This window comes from Planococcus liqunii, from assembly GCF_030413595.1.
Lineage (GTDB): Bacteria > Bacillota > Bacilli > Bacillales_A > Planococcaceae > Planococcus > Planococcus liqunii.
Genome location: NZ_CP129238.1, coordinates 2,733,126 through 2,749,020, shown reverse-complemented (window position 1 = coordinate 2,749,020; position 15,895 = coordinate 2,733,126). Strand labels below are relative to the sequence as shown.

The 15,895-nt window shown below is 47.6% G+C and carries 10 protein-coding genes; 7 read left to right on the top strand and 3 right to left on the bottom strand.

Annotated elements, in window-relative coordinates; all coding sequences use genetic code 11:
- Positions 1-222 precede the first annotated feature (222 nt).
- The 7 genes from QWY22_RS13855 to QWY22_RS13825 all read left to right on the top strand — a co-directional run bounded on the left by QWY22_RS13855 (position 223) and on the right by QWY22_RS13825 (position 12,303).
- On the top strand, positions 223-852 hold the full coding sequence (locus QWY22_RS13855; RefSeq protein ID WP_300981412.1) for a TVP38/TMEM64 family protein: 630 nt from the start codon (positions 223-225) through the stop codon (positions 850-852).
- Between the two features lie 78 nt (positions 853-930).
- The gene (addB, locus tag QWY22_RS13850) at positions 931-4,407 is read left to right on the top strand and encodes a helicase-exonuclease AddAB subunit AddB (RefSeq protein WP_300981411.1); all 3,477 of its coding nucleotides are present in this window, start codon (positions 931-933) and stop codon (positions 4,405-4,407) included.
- Positions 4,385-7,990: a helicase-exonuclease AddAB subunit AddA gene (gene addA / locus QWY22_RS13845; RefSeq protein WP_300981410.1), complete on the top strand. Its 3,606-nt coding sequence runs from the start codon at positions 4,385-4,387 to the stop codon at positions 7,988-7,990. Before addB ends, addA begins: the two co-directional genes overlap by 23 nt.
- A gap of 10 nt (positions 7,991-8,000) precedes the next feature.
- Positions 8,001-9,179: a DUF418 domain-containing protein gene (locus QWY22_RS13840; RefSeq protein WP_300981409.1), complete on the top strand. Its 1,179-nt coding sequence runs from the start codon at positions 8,001-8,003 to the stop codon at positions 9,177-9,179.
- 43 nt (positions 9,180-9,222) lie between these two features.
- Entirely contained in the window at positions 9,223-10,122 is a 900-nt protein-coding gene (locus QWY22_RS13835) for a fumarylacetoacetate hydrolase family protein (RefSeq protein WP_036804335.1), read from the top strand.
- A gap of 69 nt (positions 10,123-10,191) precedes the next feature.
- Positions 10,192-10,563 (top strand): YisL family protein, encoded by a 372-nt coding sequence (locus QWY22_RS13830; protein ID WP_300981408.1) that lies wholly within the window; start codon positions 10,192-10,194, stop codon positions 10,561-10,563.
- A gap of 288 nt (positions 10,564-10,851) precedes the next feature.
- Complete coding sequence (locus tag QWY22_RS13825) at positions 10,852-12,303, top strand: alpha-amylase family glycosyl hydrolase (RefSeq protein ID WP_300981407.1); 1,452 nt, start codon at positions 10,852-10,854, stop codon at positions 12,301-12,303.
- Positions 12,304-12,833: 530 nt separating this feature from the next.
- Here QWY22_RS13825 and QWY22_RS13820 read toward each other — a convergent pair.
- Genes QWY22_RS13820 through QWY22_RS13810 form a run of 3 tightly spaced genes read right to left on the bottom strand, consistent with a single transcriptional unit; the run spans position 12,834 to position 15,859 of the window.
- The gene (locus QWY22_RS13820) at positions 12,834-14,168 is read right to left on the bottom strand and encodes a CoA-disulfide reductase (protein WP_300981406.1); all 1,335 of its coding nucleotides are present in this window, start codon (positions 14,166-14,168) and stop codon (positions 12,834-12,836) included.
- A gap of 10 nt (positions 14,169-14,178) precedes the next feature.
- The gene (locus QWY22_RS13815; protein ID WP_300981405.1) at positions 14,179-15,033 is read right to left on the bottom strand and encodes a DegV family protein; all 855 of its coding nucleotides are present in this window, start codon (positions 15,031-15,033) and stop codon (positions 14,179-14,181) included.
- Positions 15,034-15,049: 16 nt separating this feature from the next.
- On the bottom strand, positions 15,050-15,859 hold the full coding sequence (locus QWY22_RS13810) for a Cof-type HAD-IIB family hydrolase (RefSeq protein ID WP_300981404.1): 810 nt from the start codon (positions 15,857-15,859) through the stop codon (positions 15,050-15,052).
- Positions 15,860-15,895: the final 36 nt, after the last annotated feature.

Here is a 15,895-nt window from a genome sequence, read left to right as displayed (position 1 = left end):
CTCCTTCTTCATATGTATTCCTCATTTTCCAAAAGTGGAGAAAGAGTGTAAAGTAATTAATATAGCATATCACAATATTAACTGATTTTTGAAGACAGATTTTCTGTATCATTTAATTATCCAATAACAAAAAGTGTGAAATCTCCCCGTTGTTGAAACTTGCCCAGCAGGCACCCTGCAATGAGGTAATAAAAAAATCTACGTATTCAAAGGATGAAGTACATGTTTGATTTTTTCACGATGGAAAACATAATTGAATTGACTCAATCTTACCGGGCATTTGGCCCGTTGATCGGTTTTCTCTTACCTTTTATTGAAGCCTTTCTGCCGTTTCTTCCTTTGTTTGTTTTTGTGTTCGCCAATGCAACGGCATATGGCTTATGGATCGGCTTTCTTCTATCTTGGGGCGGTTCAGTGCTCGGGGCTTATGCGGTTTTCCTGGTCGTCCGGAAATATGGCCGCGCCCGATTCATGAATTTCATGACGAAACACCAGAAAGTGGAAAAGTTGATCTTGTGGGTGGAGCGAAACGGCTTTGGGCCGCTGTTCCTGCTACTTTGTTTTCCGTTCACGCCATCAGCGCTGGTCAATGTGGTAGCAGGCTTATCGAACATCAGCAGGCATTATTATTTGCTGACTGTTATGGCTGGGAAGTTGGTTATGGTATTTATGATTTCATATGTAGGATACGACATCCGGGCTTTATTCACCCAGCCAGTCCGTACAGCGATTGTGGTAGTGGTCATCATCTTGCTCTATGTGATCGGAAAAATTTTGGAGAAAAGGCTCAACAAACGAGTGGAAGCTGATTTTCGGCGGGCAAGTGAAGAGTATAAAAAAGAGAAATTATAGACGTGCGCCAAGATTGGTAAACAGCACTTTATTCATATATAATAAGAACAAACGTTCTATTGGAAAGGGAGTGGCATTGTGTCATTGCGAATTATCTATGGACGAGCCGGATCCGGAAAAAGCCGGTTTATCCAGGAAGAAATTGCTGCGGAATTAAAACGCAGCAGAGACGGCAGTCCGCTGTTTTTAATTGTGCCGGACCAGATGTCATTTTCTACAGAGTACCGTTTATCATCGGCTTATGGCATGAACGGGATGATCCGTGCCCAGGCTGTAACGTTCAAGCGCCTTGCTTGGCGTGTGCTGCAGGAAGCAGGGGGCATTAGCCGGAAGGAAGTGGATACGTTCGGCTACCGCATGCTGATCCGCAGTTTGCTGGAAGAGCACAGGGAAGATTTCCAATTGTTCCGCCGGGCAGCTGGGAAAAGAGGGTTTACCGACCAGATCGAACAATTGGTCAAAGAGTTCGCCCGCTATTGCGTCGATTGCGGAGAATTGACAACAATCCGGTCGTCTCTGGCTTCTGCCGGAGCTCCGCGGACGCTTTTGGACAAAGCGGCAGATTTGGAACTGATTTTAAAAGAAATTGAGAACCGCCTTGGAAAGGTCTTTGTGGATTCGGAAGGGCATTTGGCGCTGTTATCCGAGAAAATCAAGTTTTCAGAGACGGTTAAATCTGCTGAAATCTATATTGATGGATTTTTCGCTTTTACCGCACGCGAATATGAAATCATTTTTGAGCTGATGAAATACGCTAAGAATGTCACAATCGTCCTTCCAATGGACAATCAAACAGACCCTAACGATGAACAGGCTATTTTTTATCAGTCGGCTAATACCGGCGCTCGATTAACGGAACAGGCACGCCAAAAGGGCATAGAGGTCGACCATCCGGTATACATGGATGAACAATGGCGTTTTAACAAAGTGGAACTTGCGCACCTTGAAGAACATTTCGATGTTTACCCGCTGGTTACTTCACAATCAAGCGGTGCCATCTCTTTGGTGGAAGCTTCCAACCGAAGAGCGGAAGTGCATGCGATGGCGCGATCCATCCGCCAGCAAATCCAGGAAGGGATGCGCTATAAAGACATCGCCATTTTGTACCGGCAGCCGGAAGCATATGATGAATTGATCAATACCATTTTCCCTCAATACGACATTCCGTATTTTATCAGCCAGAAAAAGTCGATGCTGCACCATCCATTAATTGAATTCAGCCGTTCTGTACTGGAAGCCTTGTCTTCGAATTATTCCTATGAACCGGTATTCCGGGCAGTCAAAACGGATTTATTTTTCCCAGAGGGCAGCGTTTCAAAATGGCGGGAACGCAGTGATCTACTTGAGAATTTCGTCATCGCCAATGGCATTTACGGCGAACGCTGGTTTGAGGAAAAGCGTTGGTTTTATAAGAAATACAGAGGACTGGAATTCCATACAGGCATCCAAACCGATGAGGAACTGGCTGCCCAAATGGAATTGCATGCTGTCCGCGATTTGATCCGTGAGCCGCTGTCCGGGCTGAAAGAAAAATTGACAGCTTGCTCGACAGGAAGAGAATTTGCGGAAGCCCTGTATTTATTCGTTGAACAAATGCATGTTTACGAAAAGCTGCAGGCCTTGAAAGAACGCGAAGAATCCGAACACCGGCTGCTAGCAGCAACTGAGCACGAACAGGCATGGACGCAGTGGGTGGAAGTACTGGATCAGTTTGTGCTGATGTTCGGCGATAAGGAAATCGATCTTGCAACCGCCGCTAAGATTTTGGATGAAGGGTTTGAAACGCTGGAGTTTTCCCGCATTCCACCTTCACTGGACCAAATCACGGTTTCTAAAATCGATTTGGCCCGGCTGATGGACATCAAATCGGTATTTGTCATCGGCGTCAATGACGGGGTTTTGCCGCAGCGCGTGGAGCAGGAAGGCTTGCTGACGGATGCCGAACGGGAATGGTTTGCAAAAATCGGAATTGAACTGGCCCCTACTTCAAAAATGCGGTTGATGGACGAAACCTATACCGCTTACCGTACATTTACAGCGTCCTCTGATTTGCTGACGGTTTCTTATCCGATTGCTGATGAGGAAGGGAAAGCCCTATTGCCTTCGCTGTATATCCAGAAAATCCAGGACATGTTCGGGCTGGAACGGATTCCTGCTGTGATTGACCCGGAAGAACTGAAAGATGCTTCCCCATTGCCTTATATTTCGCATCCGCGGGCGAGCCTCGCTTATTTGACGTCGCAGCTGCGCGGCGGCGAATTGTCGGCCGAATGGCGCGCCGTGCTGTCTTATTACCGGGAAGATCCGTTTTGGGCTTCTGTCGTTGAGCGGATTGTCAAACCGATCAAGGCCAATGTGGCGGATCAGCTGCGGGAAGAAATTGCAGAGCCGCTGTATGGCCTGCCGGTCTCATCGAGCGTCTCTCGTGTTGAAACGTATTTCAGCTGCCCGTTTGCCCAGTATGTGGCATATGGTCTGAGGCTTGAAGAGCGGGATCAATACAAATTGGCGGCGCCGGCGATGGGAGACCTATTCCACGCCGCAGTCAAATGGATATCGGATGAAGTGAGCCGCCTGGGCGTCTCCTGGGCATCCCTTAGCAAGAAACAATGCCAGGAATTGGCCAAAGAGGCGATTCAACAACTGTCTCCTTATTTTGTCAATTATATTTTGATGAGCTCGCACCGCTACCGCTATATTCAGCATAAATTAGAAGGCATTATCCGCCAAACTGCGTTTATGCTCAGCCGCCATGCAAAAGTATCCGGTTTTGCACCAGTTGCGTTGGACGTCGGATTTGGCGGTTCCGAAGCCATTCCACCGCTTGATATTGCCTTGAAGCGCGGCCGCCAAATGAATGTGCGTGGACGCATTGACCGCATCGACTCCACGGAAATCAACGGCAAACCGTACATTCGCATCGTCGATTACAAATCGTCGAAACAAGGGCTTGACCTGGGGGAAGTTTACCATGGCTTGTCGCTGCAGACCTTCACATATTTGGATGTGGCCTTGTCCAATTCGGACCGCTGGCTCGGCACGCAGGCAGAACCGGCGGGTGTGCTGTATTTCCATATGCACAATCCGATGCTGAAGTTGACGAAACTGATGACGGCAGAAGAAATTGAAGAAGAAGTCGCCAAGTCGTTCAAAATGAACGGGCTGATTGTGGAAGATCCCGAAGTCGTACGTGCGATGGACAGCGATATTGAAGGCTATTCCAATGTTATTCCGGTGCGTATGAATAAAAAAGGCGAGATTTCAACATCCCAGTCCCGAACGGTCCAAAAAGGCGATATGGAAATGATCCGCCATTTCGTCCGCAACAAGCACCAAAAAGCCGGCAATGGCATCTTGGACGGCGATACCGAAATCACGCCTTATAAAGTGAAGGAAGATACACCATGCCAGTTTTGTTCTTACCGTTCCATTTGCCAGTTTGATCCATCAGATCCCGAACAAACTTACCGCAAATTGCCGGATTTAAGCGCTGATAAAGCAATAGAATTGATTCGAAAGGAGACCGCAGACGATGATTCCGATAAAACCGACTGATGCCGCATGGACAGATGAACAGTGGCAAGCCATTTGGGCAAAGGGGCAGGATATGCTCGTTTCTGCAGCAGCGGGGTCCGGTAAAACGGCCGTGCTGATCAACCGGATGATTGAAAAAGTGCTGGATGAAAAAGAGCCGGTCTCTGTGGATGAGCTGCTTGTCGTGACGTTCACGAACGCATCCGCCGCCGAAATGCGCCATCGCATGTTCACTGCTTTGGAAAAGGCGGTAGCGGAAAACCCCGATTCCCAACATTTGCGGAAACAAATGCGGCTCATCAATAAAGCACAGATTTCCACACTGCATTCGTTTTGCCTGCAGGTAGTTAAGCAATACGCATACTTGCTGGAAATCGATCCGGGTTTCCGCATCGCCAATGAAACAGAAGCTGCGCTGCTCCGGGATGACGTACTGGAAGCGGTCCTTGAATCCGCTTATGAAGGAGAGCACGCTGAAGCCGTCTACCGCCTCGCGGACAGTTTTACATCCGACCGCAACGACCAGGCGATGGAAGTGCTGCTGAGCAAGCTGTATGACTATTCACGCGTGCATCCGGAGCCTGACCACTGGCTCGAACAAGTGCCGGCGCTTTATGCAGTTCCGGACGGAGCAGTGGTCGATGATTTGCCGTTTATCGCTGATTTGAAAATGACCATTCGCCACGCGCTTGAAGAAGCGCTTCATTTGGCGGACGAAGGAAATCAGCTGGCGCTTCGCCCTGATGGCCCCGTTCTATTAAGCGAAACATTTGAAATGGATATGGACTTGGTCCGTACGGCACTGGATGCCCTGGACGAATCATGGGACAGCCTCTACAATTTCTCAAAAGCGTTCGCTTGGCCGAAAGCGGCCACGATCCGCAAAGATTCGTGCGACGCTGAACTTGCAGAAGAAGCAAAAGCGAAACGCAATGACGTGAAAAAAATCGTCAATGGCGTGATGGACGCTTATTTCGTCCGGTCGCCTAAACGGCTGCTCGATGAAATGCGCGAGATGGCTCCGTTGATGAAAACATTGGTGGAGTTGACGAAAGTCTTTGCGGCACAATACAAAGCACTGAAAATTGACCGTGCATTGGTCGATTTCTCCGATTTGGAGCATTATGCCCTGGAAATTCTAAGTGACGGAGGCAAGCCGTCCCAAATTGCGCACGATTACCAAAAGCAATTTAAAGAAGTGCTGGTGGATGAATACCAGGACACCAATATGCTTCAGGAAACCATTTTGAATCTGGTGAAGTCCGGCGGCGAAGCGGACGGCAATCTCTTTATGGTAGGCGACGTCAAGCAGTCGATTTACCGCTTCCGCCTCGCTGAACCGATGCTGTTTCTTGGCAAGTACAGCCGGTTTACGGGAGATGCTGACGGGACAGGCCTGCGGGTTGACTTGAATGCCAATTTTAGAAGCCGGCGGGAAGTTCTGGATGGCACCAATTACATTTTTGCCCAGATCATGGGCGAGCGTGTCGGAGAAATCAATTACGATGAAGCCGCCGCGCTGAAAAACAAGGCGCCTTATCCTGATCAGGATGTTCCGGTTGAATTAACCTTGATCCATGAGCCGGAAAGCGATGAAGAGCCGGAAGAAGATTTAGCGAAATCCCAGTGGGAAGCCCGCTACATTGCAAAGAAAATCCGTGAATTAATGGAGAAAGAAACCCATGTCTACGATCCCTGGAAGCAGCAGCAGCGTCCATTGGAATACAGTGACATTGTCGTCCTGATGCGTTCGATGACCTGGTCGGGTGATTTTGTGGATGAGTTTAAAGCAGCCGGCATTCCGCTGTATGCCGAATTGACTGGCGGCTATTTTGATGCACTGGAAGTCATGATCATGCTGAATACGCTGCGTGTGATTGACAATCCGTACCAGGATATCCCTTTAGTGTCCGTGCTCCGGGCGCCGTTCATCGGATTAAAAGAAAATGAGTTGGCAGAAATCCGGTTGGCGGCTCCGCAAGCATCGTTTTACGATGCCGTCAAAACCTTTATCCAGGGGGGATCGGGCATCGACCCGGCTGCTGCGGAAAAACTGCGCCGCTTTATGCTTCATTTGGAAGACTGGCGCAACTTGGCGCGGCGGGGGTCGCTTGCTGAACTGATCTGGCAGGTTTATTTGGATACGAATTACTACGAAATGGCCGGAGCGATGTCGAACGGCAAGCAGCGGCAAGCGAATTTGCGGACTCTCCATGACCGGGCATTGGAATACGAAAAAACATCGTTCCGTGGATTGTTCCGCTTTCTGCGTTTTATCGACCGGATGCGGGAGCGCGGAGACGACCTAGGGACAGCCAAGTCGTTGAGTGAAAAAGAAAATGTGGTCCGGTTGATGACGGTCCATAAGTCAAAAGGGCTGGAATTTCCGGTTGTGTTTTTTGCCGGCGCCGGCCGCATGTTCAATGAAATGGATTTCCATAAACCTTATTTATTCGACCAGGACTACGGGCTCGCCGTAAAAGCCGTCAATCCCGATACCCGCCTCGAATACACATCACTGCCGTTTTTGGCGGTCAAAGAAATGAAGCAGCTGCAGATGAAGGCAGAAGAAATGCGCGTCTTGTATGTGGCCATGACCCGTGCAAAAGAGCGGCTTTATTTGACGGCGTCGGTCAAAGAGATTGACCGGCTGTTTGGGAAGTGGAAAGTGAATTCGAAAGATACCTTGCTGCCGGATTATGTACGTTCGCGTGCCAAAGGCTATCTGGATTGGATCGGCCCGGCAATCTCCCGGCATCCGGATGCCGCAGAAACTCTGCAGGCAAATGGCAGTTCACTGCCGCATTCATCCCGTTTCCGCATCAATATCGTCGAATCGGCTTCTTTAGTGCCGGCACTCCTTGACGTTGATGAGCTGCTGCAGCCAAATGCACAAGACAAAGACTTTACGGAAGAAATAGCACGGCGTTTTGATTTCCGTTACCCTTATCAATATGCGGTCGAAAAAAGGTCAAAGCAGTCTGTTTCCGAAATGAAGCGCATCCAGATGCTTCAGCGGATGGATGAGCCGGAATCGTTTATTCAAGCTGCTGCACCGGTTCGACGGACGCTAGTTCACCGGCCGGACTTCATGCAGGATAAACGGTTGTCTGCGGCAGACGTGGGAACGGCTGTCCACGCTGTTATGCAGCACATTCCATTGACTAAAAAAATGCAGGCTGCGGAAATAGCGGAATTTGTCGAGACGCTTGTCGGCATGGAAATTTTATCGCCAGAAGAAGGAAAAGCGGTCAAGATTCAGGAAATTGAGCAGTTTTATGGAACTGAATTAGCTTCCCGCTTAGCCAATGCCAAAAACGTAAGGCGCGAAGTTCCATTTACTTATGCCAAGAAAGACATCGATGGAGACCACCAGATCATTCAGGGGATTGTCGATTGCCTGTTTGAGGAAGAAGACGGTTGGGTCCTGCTCGATTACAAAACGGACAGCATTTATCAAATGGCCGATATTGCCGGGGAAATGGCTGCCAGATACAATGTCCAGCTGGCAATTTATCAGGAAGCTGTAGAAGAAATTTTGCAGATCTCAATTAAAGAGCGACTGTTGTACCTGTTTGCGGCAAAGCAAACAGTGAAAATTTAGGAGGGTTTTTGTGAAGTTACAGCCCGTAGCATTAAACGAACGCGTCTATGCAATCGATTTGATGAGAGGATTTGCTCTGTTGGGCATCCTGCTCATCAATATGCTGACGTTCCACTCACCATTTTCTTATATCGATCCATACAAGTGGTTTGACGGCGCATTGGATACAGAAGTATTCAGCGCGCTTGATATTTTTGTCCAGGCTAGCTTTTATCCGTTATTTTCTATGTTATTCGGGTATGGTTTAGCTATGCAGTTCATGAAAGCGCAGAAAAACCAACGGCCCTTTATGCCAATTGCTGTAAAGCGGCTGTTGATTCTTCTGGCTTTTGGAATCATTCATGCATTTTTAATCTGGTACGGTGATATTTTAATCACCTATGCCATTACAGGGTTTTTCCTGCTTGGTTTTATCCGCTTGAAACCCGCTTGGCTTTTAGGACTGGCAGCGGCAATTTATGTTATTCCGCAAATCTTTTTGCTGGGCCTAATGTTCGTAGCAGTATCGATTGATCCGAACATCTACACAGGCATGCAGGAAGTGCAAAGTTCACTGGCGGCGTATCCTTCAGGAACGTTTGCAGAAATTTTCAGTCAGCGTTTTGACGATTGGATGTACAGCAACAACCCGACGAGTTATTTTTATTTGATCATTACAATCCTGCCTTTTTTGATGGTGGGTGCAGCGGCCGCAAAGGTGCAATTAATTGAACGCGCTGCCCATTACCGCAAACTATGGATCAGCCTCGCAGTTGGCGGTCTTGTCATAGGCCTGTTGTTAAAGTCCACACCACTGTTGATTGATAACAACTATGCATTCCAATACCTGCAGGATATTTTCGGCGGCCCGCTTGTCGCCGTCGGCTATGCGGCTTTGATTGCATTGATGGCGCAGAGCAATGGGCTTCGGAAGCTGCTGAGCCCGTTGGCCAAGGCAGGGCGTATGTCGCTGACCACTTACATTGGCCAGTCGATTATTGCGACATTCATTTTCTATTCGTATGGCTTAGGGCTGTATGGACAAGTTGATGTCTTGACCGGCACATGGATTGCACTCGGGATTTTCGCGATCCAGTTGATTTTTGCGGAGTTATGGCTATCCAAGTTTGCACAAGGTCCCTTGGAATATCTTTCAAGGCGATTGACTTACGGAAGAAATTTAGAAAAAAGCAACAATTCAAAACGATGAATGTGTATAATGAATGGAATCATAGAAAAGGAGTGTTTGACGAATGAAGCTGTTATCTTTTCGATTTGAGGAAGAAGAACGTTTTGGACCAAAAGTGAAAAAAGAGGAAGCTGTATGGGATGTTTTAGCCGTTCAGCAAGAACTGCAAATTTTGCCATCTTTCCCATCTCGGCTAATTGAAGGAATACCTCAGGGAATGGAATTTGTAGAACAAATCCGTAAATTGACGGAAGCAGCTGCCAAGTCCGATAACCCTGAGCAATTCAAACGCTCTTTTTCAAATATCGAATGGCTAGCACCTATATCACGAACTCCCAAAAATATTATCTGCATTGGCAAAAACTATGCAGACCATGCGAAAGAAATGGGAGCGGAAGCGCCTGTCGATTTAGTGGTCTTTACGAAAACACCGCAGACCATTGCAGCCGATGAGCAAACCGTTTCAGTCCATAGCGATGTAACGGATTCCTATGACTATGAAGGGGAACTGGCTGTCGTCATCGGAAAAAAAGGCAAATCGATTCCGAAGCAAATGGCTTATGATTATGTTTTCGGTTATACAATCGCCAACGACTTGACTGCACGCGATCTTCAAAGCAAGCATCAACAGTACTTTTTAGGGAAAAGCTTGGAAGGCTCGTGCCCAATGGGACCTTACTTGGTAACAAAAGATGAAATTCCGGAAGCACAGGATTTGTCGATTGTGACGAAAGTGAACGATGAAGTTCGCCAAAATGGTAACACAGGAAATATGATCCGCCGCGTAGATGATTTGGTAGCGGAAGTATCCAAATACATTACGCTTGAACCGGGCGATGTTATTTTAACCGGAACACCTGCTGGAGTAGGCAAAGGGTTTAACCCGCCTAAATTCCTGAAAGCTGGCGATACCGTAAAAGTTTCAATCGAATCGATTGGAACGCTCGTCACACATTTGTCATAACGGCAAACATGTCATTTAGTCCTCCAATTATGCTAAACTGGAAAAGACTAAATTGAATGAGGTGACATTTTGGACTTTTTAACTGATTCTACGCATGTACACATTACGACATGGGTCATTGGAATTGTGCTGTTTTTGGTAGCAGCTTTCATGAACCCTGCAAGCAAAGGGCGCAAAATTGTGCATATGGTAGCGCGCTTGTTTTACATTTTAATCTTGATTTCCGGATTGGCATTGTTCATCGAGTATTCTTCATCGGATGCAATGATGTACGGCCTGAAATTCCTTTTCGGCTTCGTGACGATTGGAATGATGGAAATGGTATTGGTTCGTTCGAAAAAACAAAAACCGGTAACAATGTTCTGGGCGCTGTTCGCAGTTTCTTTGTTTGTTACATTGTTCATCGGTTTTATGTTGCCAATCGGATTGGACTTGTTCTAAGAAACAGGCGCTTAAGCGCCTGTTTTTTTTTATGAATGCTAAAGCATACATCTTTCATTAAAGAAGAACGATGCGTTTGCGCAATCTTTGTCGATGGCTTAGTTTTTAGGCGATTATCTTTGATATGGCGTTGCGGCAATGCATTTTCCTTAGGAAATTCACAGTTTAGACGAAAGTGCGGACGGTTGCGGCGCTTTCACGAATTATACATAGCAGTACCCAAGCGATTTTGTTAAAATAAACCGGGTGGAACGGAATAAATAAGCCTCATTGAAGGAGGATTTTGGATTGAAAGCAAAATGGATTGGGAGAGTCTTGATCGGAATGCTGGCACTTGGCATGGTGCAGCCGGCTGCAGCTGAAGAAACAAAGACGATTGAAGACGAAATTATATATGATGTATTGGTGGACAGGTATTTTAATAAATCGATCCAAAACGATTATGACGTGAATGCACAGGATCCAGCTGATTTTAGCGGCGGCGATTTTGCCGGTGTCGAGGACCAGGTGCTGTACGTCAAAGAAATGGGCTTTACGGTAATGTCCATTGGACCTGTTTTTTCATCCGCTACATATGATGGCCAGCAAGTGCTGGACTACAATAAATTTGAGCGCCATTTTGGAACAGAAGAAGAATTTAAAACGCTGATTGATGCAGTACATGAGCAAGACATCAAAGTGATGGTGGATGTGCCGACACAGAACCTCAGCAAAGACCATGTATGGGCAGTAGAAAATCCGGAATGGTTCGAAGAAAATGAAGACGGCACCTTGGCGCTGGATACAACAAATTCAGGCGTACAGGAAGCCTTGATTGAAACCTTCAGTAAATTCGTGCAGGAATATGAAGTGGATGGCTTGAAACTTCAGAATGCAGATCAATTGGATGCCGGTTTCATCAAAGATTTTTCTGAAGCCATTAAAGAAATCCAGAATATTTACTTGATCAATGATGTGGAAATGGAGCCGGTTGAAGGACTGGATGCGGTCGTGTTGCCGGGGGCAGAAGAGGCTTTGCGGAACTCGTACAAGCAATTTGACCAGGGTTCTTCTGAGGTGCCAGCTGTAATTGAGGAAAGCGCTGGCCATTTGGTCCGCGTTGACTCGCTGTTAGGTTCGCGGTTTACAGCGGATATCGTGGCAGAAAGAGGATTTCCGCCGACTCGCTGGCGTTTAATGGCTACTCAATTGCTGACAATGCCTGGCATTCCAATCATGCAATACGGGACAGAAACCGCAATGAATGGGGAAGCCTTGCCGGAGTCCCATCAGATTTTAAACATGGCAGTGGATGAAGAATTGATCGATCATATCACCAATTTGACGACGCTGCGCAATTCTTCTTCAGCACTCCGTACCGGAGACACGGAAGTTCTTCATGAGGAAGATGGCTGGCTTGTCTATAAGCGCTTCAATGACGAAGAGTCATGGATTGTCGCGATTAACAACACTTCCTCCACTCAAAGCATTACAATTCCAGCAGATATAATTGGCAGCGATAAAGAGCTGCAGGGACTGTTTGAAAACGACCGGGTGCGCCAGGAAGCTAATGGAGAATACCGGATTTCCTTGGAACGTGAATTGGCGGAGACCTATCACGTTACGGACGAAACCGGCTTTAACAAAGCGTATATCGCAGCACTGGCCGTATTGTATATTGTCTTCATGATTTTCCTTTGGGTGGTCTGGAGAAAAGGCAAACAACGGAAAGCAGACGAAGCGGCGAAAAATAAACGATAACTAAAAAAGAACCAGCACCTGGAAAAGGTGCTGGTTCTTTAAGCTGTCGAGAAACCTCACTTGAATATGCATTCCGCTCCAAGTGGACGCTTTCCGCGGGCACGGCTTCAGCCGCTTCCTTCGCGCTGCTCAGTCCAGGGTCTTCAGCTCGTGCTGCTCCCGCAGGAGTCGCCACTTTCCGCTTCATTCCATTACTCTTTTAATAAAGAATTGTTTTTATCAGAAAGAGTGGATGAGTATGCATGCTTTTTATTCACAGTTCACTGTCGATATGGAGCAAACCAGCGGAGACGCCTGCGGGAAAGCGAGACAGCCGAGACCCCGCAAGACGCGCAGCGGCTGAGGAGGCCTGGCGGATCGCCCGCGGCAAGCGCAGCTGGTTTGCGGAATATCGGTGATATTCTAAAAAAAATTTTTTCTATTTCTTTCTCAACTAGCAAAAGAACCAGCACCTGGAAAAGGTGCTGGTTCTTTTGCTAGTTGCTTAACCCTTGATAACTTTCAAGACTATGCAGGCTATCTCGTTGCCTTCACTTGCCAAACGCTTTATAGCCCGCCATGTTAATTGGATCTTTTGGCGACGAATAGGGAGGGGCATAGCTCAGTTCCAATGCCTGCAAATCGTCGATTGTCAGCCCTGCGTAAATGGCGGTGACGAGGACGTCGATCCGTTTGTCGACGCCTTTGCCGCCGATGCACTGGGCCCCGAGGATTTTTCGGCTGTCCGCATCGTAATGGATTTTCAGCATAATTTTCGCATGATCGGGATAATAGCCGGCATTGGAATTGCCTTGGTGAACGACGGTTTTATAGGCTAATCCTTTGCTGCGGATCGTCCGTTCGTTCAGGCCGGTCATCGCCACCGTCAGCGAAAAGATTTTGACGACCGAAGTGCCGAGCAGCCCTTTTTTCGGTATGGCATTGCCGCTCAACTTCTGGGCAATTAAAAATGCTTGCCGGTGGGCGGGCCAGGCGAGCGGAACCCGTTTGGCATCGCCGGTAATCATATCGGTATTTTCAGACGCATCACCCAGCGCAAAGATGGAGGGGTCTTCGGTCTGCATATATTCGTTGGTTACAATTCCGCCGGTTTTGCCAATTGGAAGGCCGGCTCCTTCCGCCAATTCCGTGTTCGGCTTTATGCCGACGCTCATGATGATGAAATCCGCTTCCAGCTGGCTTCCATCGGAAAGTTCTACCGCTTGCGGCCCGGCTTTCGTAATTACCGTGTCTTTATGCAAATGGATATTGTTGGCTGCCAGTTCAGCTTCAATTCGCTCGGAAATGTCTGTATCGAGAATGGACATGACCTGGCTGGATTTGTGGACAATCTGAACTTTGAGGCCTAAATGCTTCAAATTCTCAGCCATTTCCAAGCCGATAAAACCGGCGCCCGAGATGACACAGGTTTTCGGCTTGTTTTCCTTGATGAAGTGCTGGATGCCCTCCATATCGTCGTAGCTGCGGAGCACAAACACATTGGCAGAAGGCAGGCCGTCGACTTCCGGTATGACGGCGGAGCCGCCGGGAGCCAGGATGAGTGTATCGTATGGTTCGGCAAATTGCTCACCCGAATCCAGATTCCGGACGAGGACCTGCTTGAATTGGCGCTGGATTTCCAGCACTTCATGCTTCAGGAAAACGTCAATATTCCGTTTTTCCTTGAATTGCTGCGGATCTGCCATCAGCAAGGATTCAGGTTCTTTGATGATATTGCCTATAACGTAAGGGGTGCCACAGGCGGCATAAGACATCGTTGAATCCCGGTCGAAAATGGTGATGTCTGCATCCGGGTCGTAAAAACGGATTTGGCCGGCTACTGTAGCACCGCCTCCTACTGCACCGACAATGACGATTTTACTCACAACATCCACCTCACATATCGACTTGATTCAAGTAAAAAACAGCAAGAGTGCCTGGTCCGGTATGGGCGGCAATCACAGAACCGATCATATAAATATCCACTTGTTTAGGATGGAGGCTGTCTTCGATTTCCTTTTTCAATAACTGGGCAAACTCCAAGTCATCGCCATGGCTGATGGCAATCGTCTGTTTTCCCCAATCGACGCCGCGTTCCTGCATCAATTCGACCATCCGCCTCAAAACTTTTTTCCGGCCGCGCAGCTTTTCAATCGGGACCAGTTTTCCTTCTTCCACATGCAATAGCGGTTTAATATTCAATAATCCGCCGACAAAAGCACTGCCTTTGGAGATGCGGCCGCCTTTGGCCATATAGTCCAAGTCTTCAACTGTGAAAAGACTTTCCATATGTTCTGCCATAAAACGGGTCTTTTCAATAATCTCGTTCAGGGAATGGCCGGCAGCGCGAAGCCTAGCCGCCTCTTTTACAAGCGTGCCATAGCCAAGAGATGCCGCTTTTGAATCAAGGATGGTCAGTTTCAAATTCGGATACTCTTCCCGCACTTGATCGGCTACCATGACCGCTGTGCTGTATGTACCAGATAACTCAGAAGAAAAGGCGATGTAATACCCTTCATCGCCCGCTTTGGCCAATTGCTCAAAGGCGTTTAACATTTCTTCCGGAGATACTTGGGACGTTTTCGGATGAATATCCGAACGGATGGCGTCATAAACTTCTTTGGAATGGATAGTGCGGATGTCTTCGAAGTCCTTATCTCCAATATGCACGCGGAGGGGGAATAAAATAACATCTTCCTCTGTGAAAAAATGTTTCGGCAAATCAGAAGCGCTGTCTGCAAATAATCTCATGTAAATCCTCCTTTTACTATTTAAGTTTTAACCGGTCAATCAATAATTCGGCAATGCCGTCTTCGTTGTTTGTCAATGTGATTTCGTTCGCGATGCTCTTTAAAGGGTCAATCGCATTGCCCATTGCGACCCCGACGCCGGCAAATTCAATCATTTCCAAGTCGTTGTCTTCATCTCCAAAAGCGATGATGTTCTCGCGGGAGATGCCGAGTGATTTGGATACGCGGTCCAGGCCGACAGCCTTGTTCAAGCCGCTTTTGACAATTTCAATGACATGCCAAGGAGCTCCCCAGCGGCGATGGTCAATCACTTCGGCATGAACTTCGTTAAGATGGTCATGGATCAAGCCAACCTTTTCATAAGGTGCATGAATGAGCAAAGAAGTCGGATCCACTTTCAAGTAATTCCGCAAATCACCCGCTGTAATCGAAGGGTCGCCGAATCGGAAAATATCCATTAGTTTCTCGTCGTGGTGATGGACGTAGACGTCGTCAAGCACTTCTGCAACGATGTTATGGAAATTAAAATCATGCATCGATTCGACAACTTCATGAACCACATCCAATGAAATCGGTGTATGGTGAACTCCCCAGTTGTTGTTCAGTGGATGGTGGACAAATGCTCCGTTGAAATTGACAATCGGGGTAGTTAAACCCAGTTCTTTATAATAAGGTTCGCTTGAACGGTAAGGGCGCCCAGTGGCAATCATTACTTGATGGCCAGCTTCCAAAGCGTGCTTCAAGGTTTGCTTAGTTTTTTCTGAAATGACTTTCTGGTCGGTCAATAATGTGCCATCTAAGTCAAGAACGATTAAATGCTGTTTCATCTTATTCCGTCTCCTTTCTCTCTCTAGCTCTAGTGT

Coding starts and splice junctions, on each gene's coding strand:
- QWY22_RS13815 (WP_300981405.1), bottom strand. CDS start 15,033: ATGAGATTATTTGCAGACAGCGCTTCTGATTTGCCGAAACATTTTTTC.
- addA (WP_300981410.1), top strand. CDS start 4,385: ATGATTCCGATAAAACCGACTGATGCCGCATGGACAGATGAACAGTGG.
- QWY22_RS13835 (WP_036804335.1), top strand. CDS start 9,223: ATGAAGCTGTTATCTTTTCGATTTGAGGAAGAAGAACGTTTTGGACCA.
- QWY22_RS13855 (WP_300981412.1), top strand. CDS start 223: ATGTTTGATTTTTTCACGATGGAAAACATAATTGAATTGACTCAATCT.
- QWY22_RS13810 (WP_300981404.1), bottom strand. CDS start 15,859: ATGAAACAGCATTTAATCGTTCTTGACTTAGATGGCACATTATTGACC.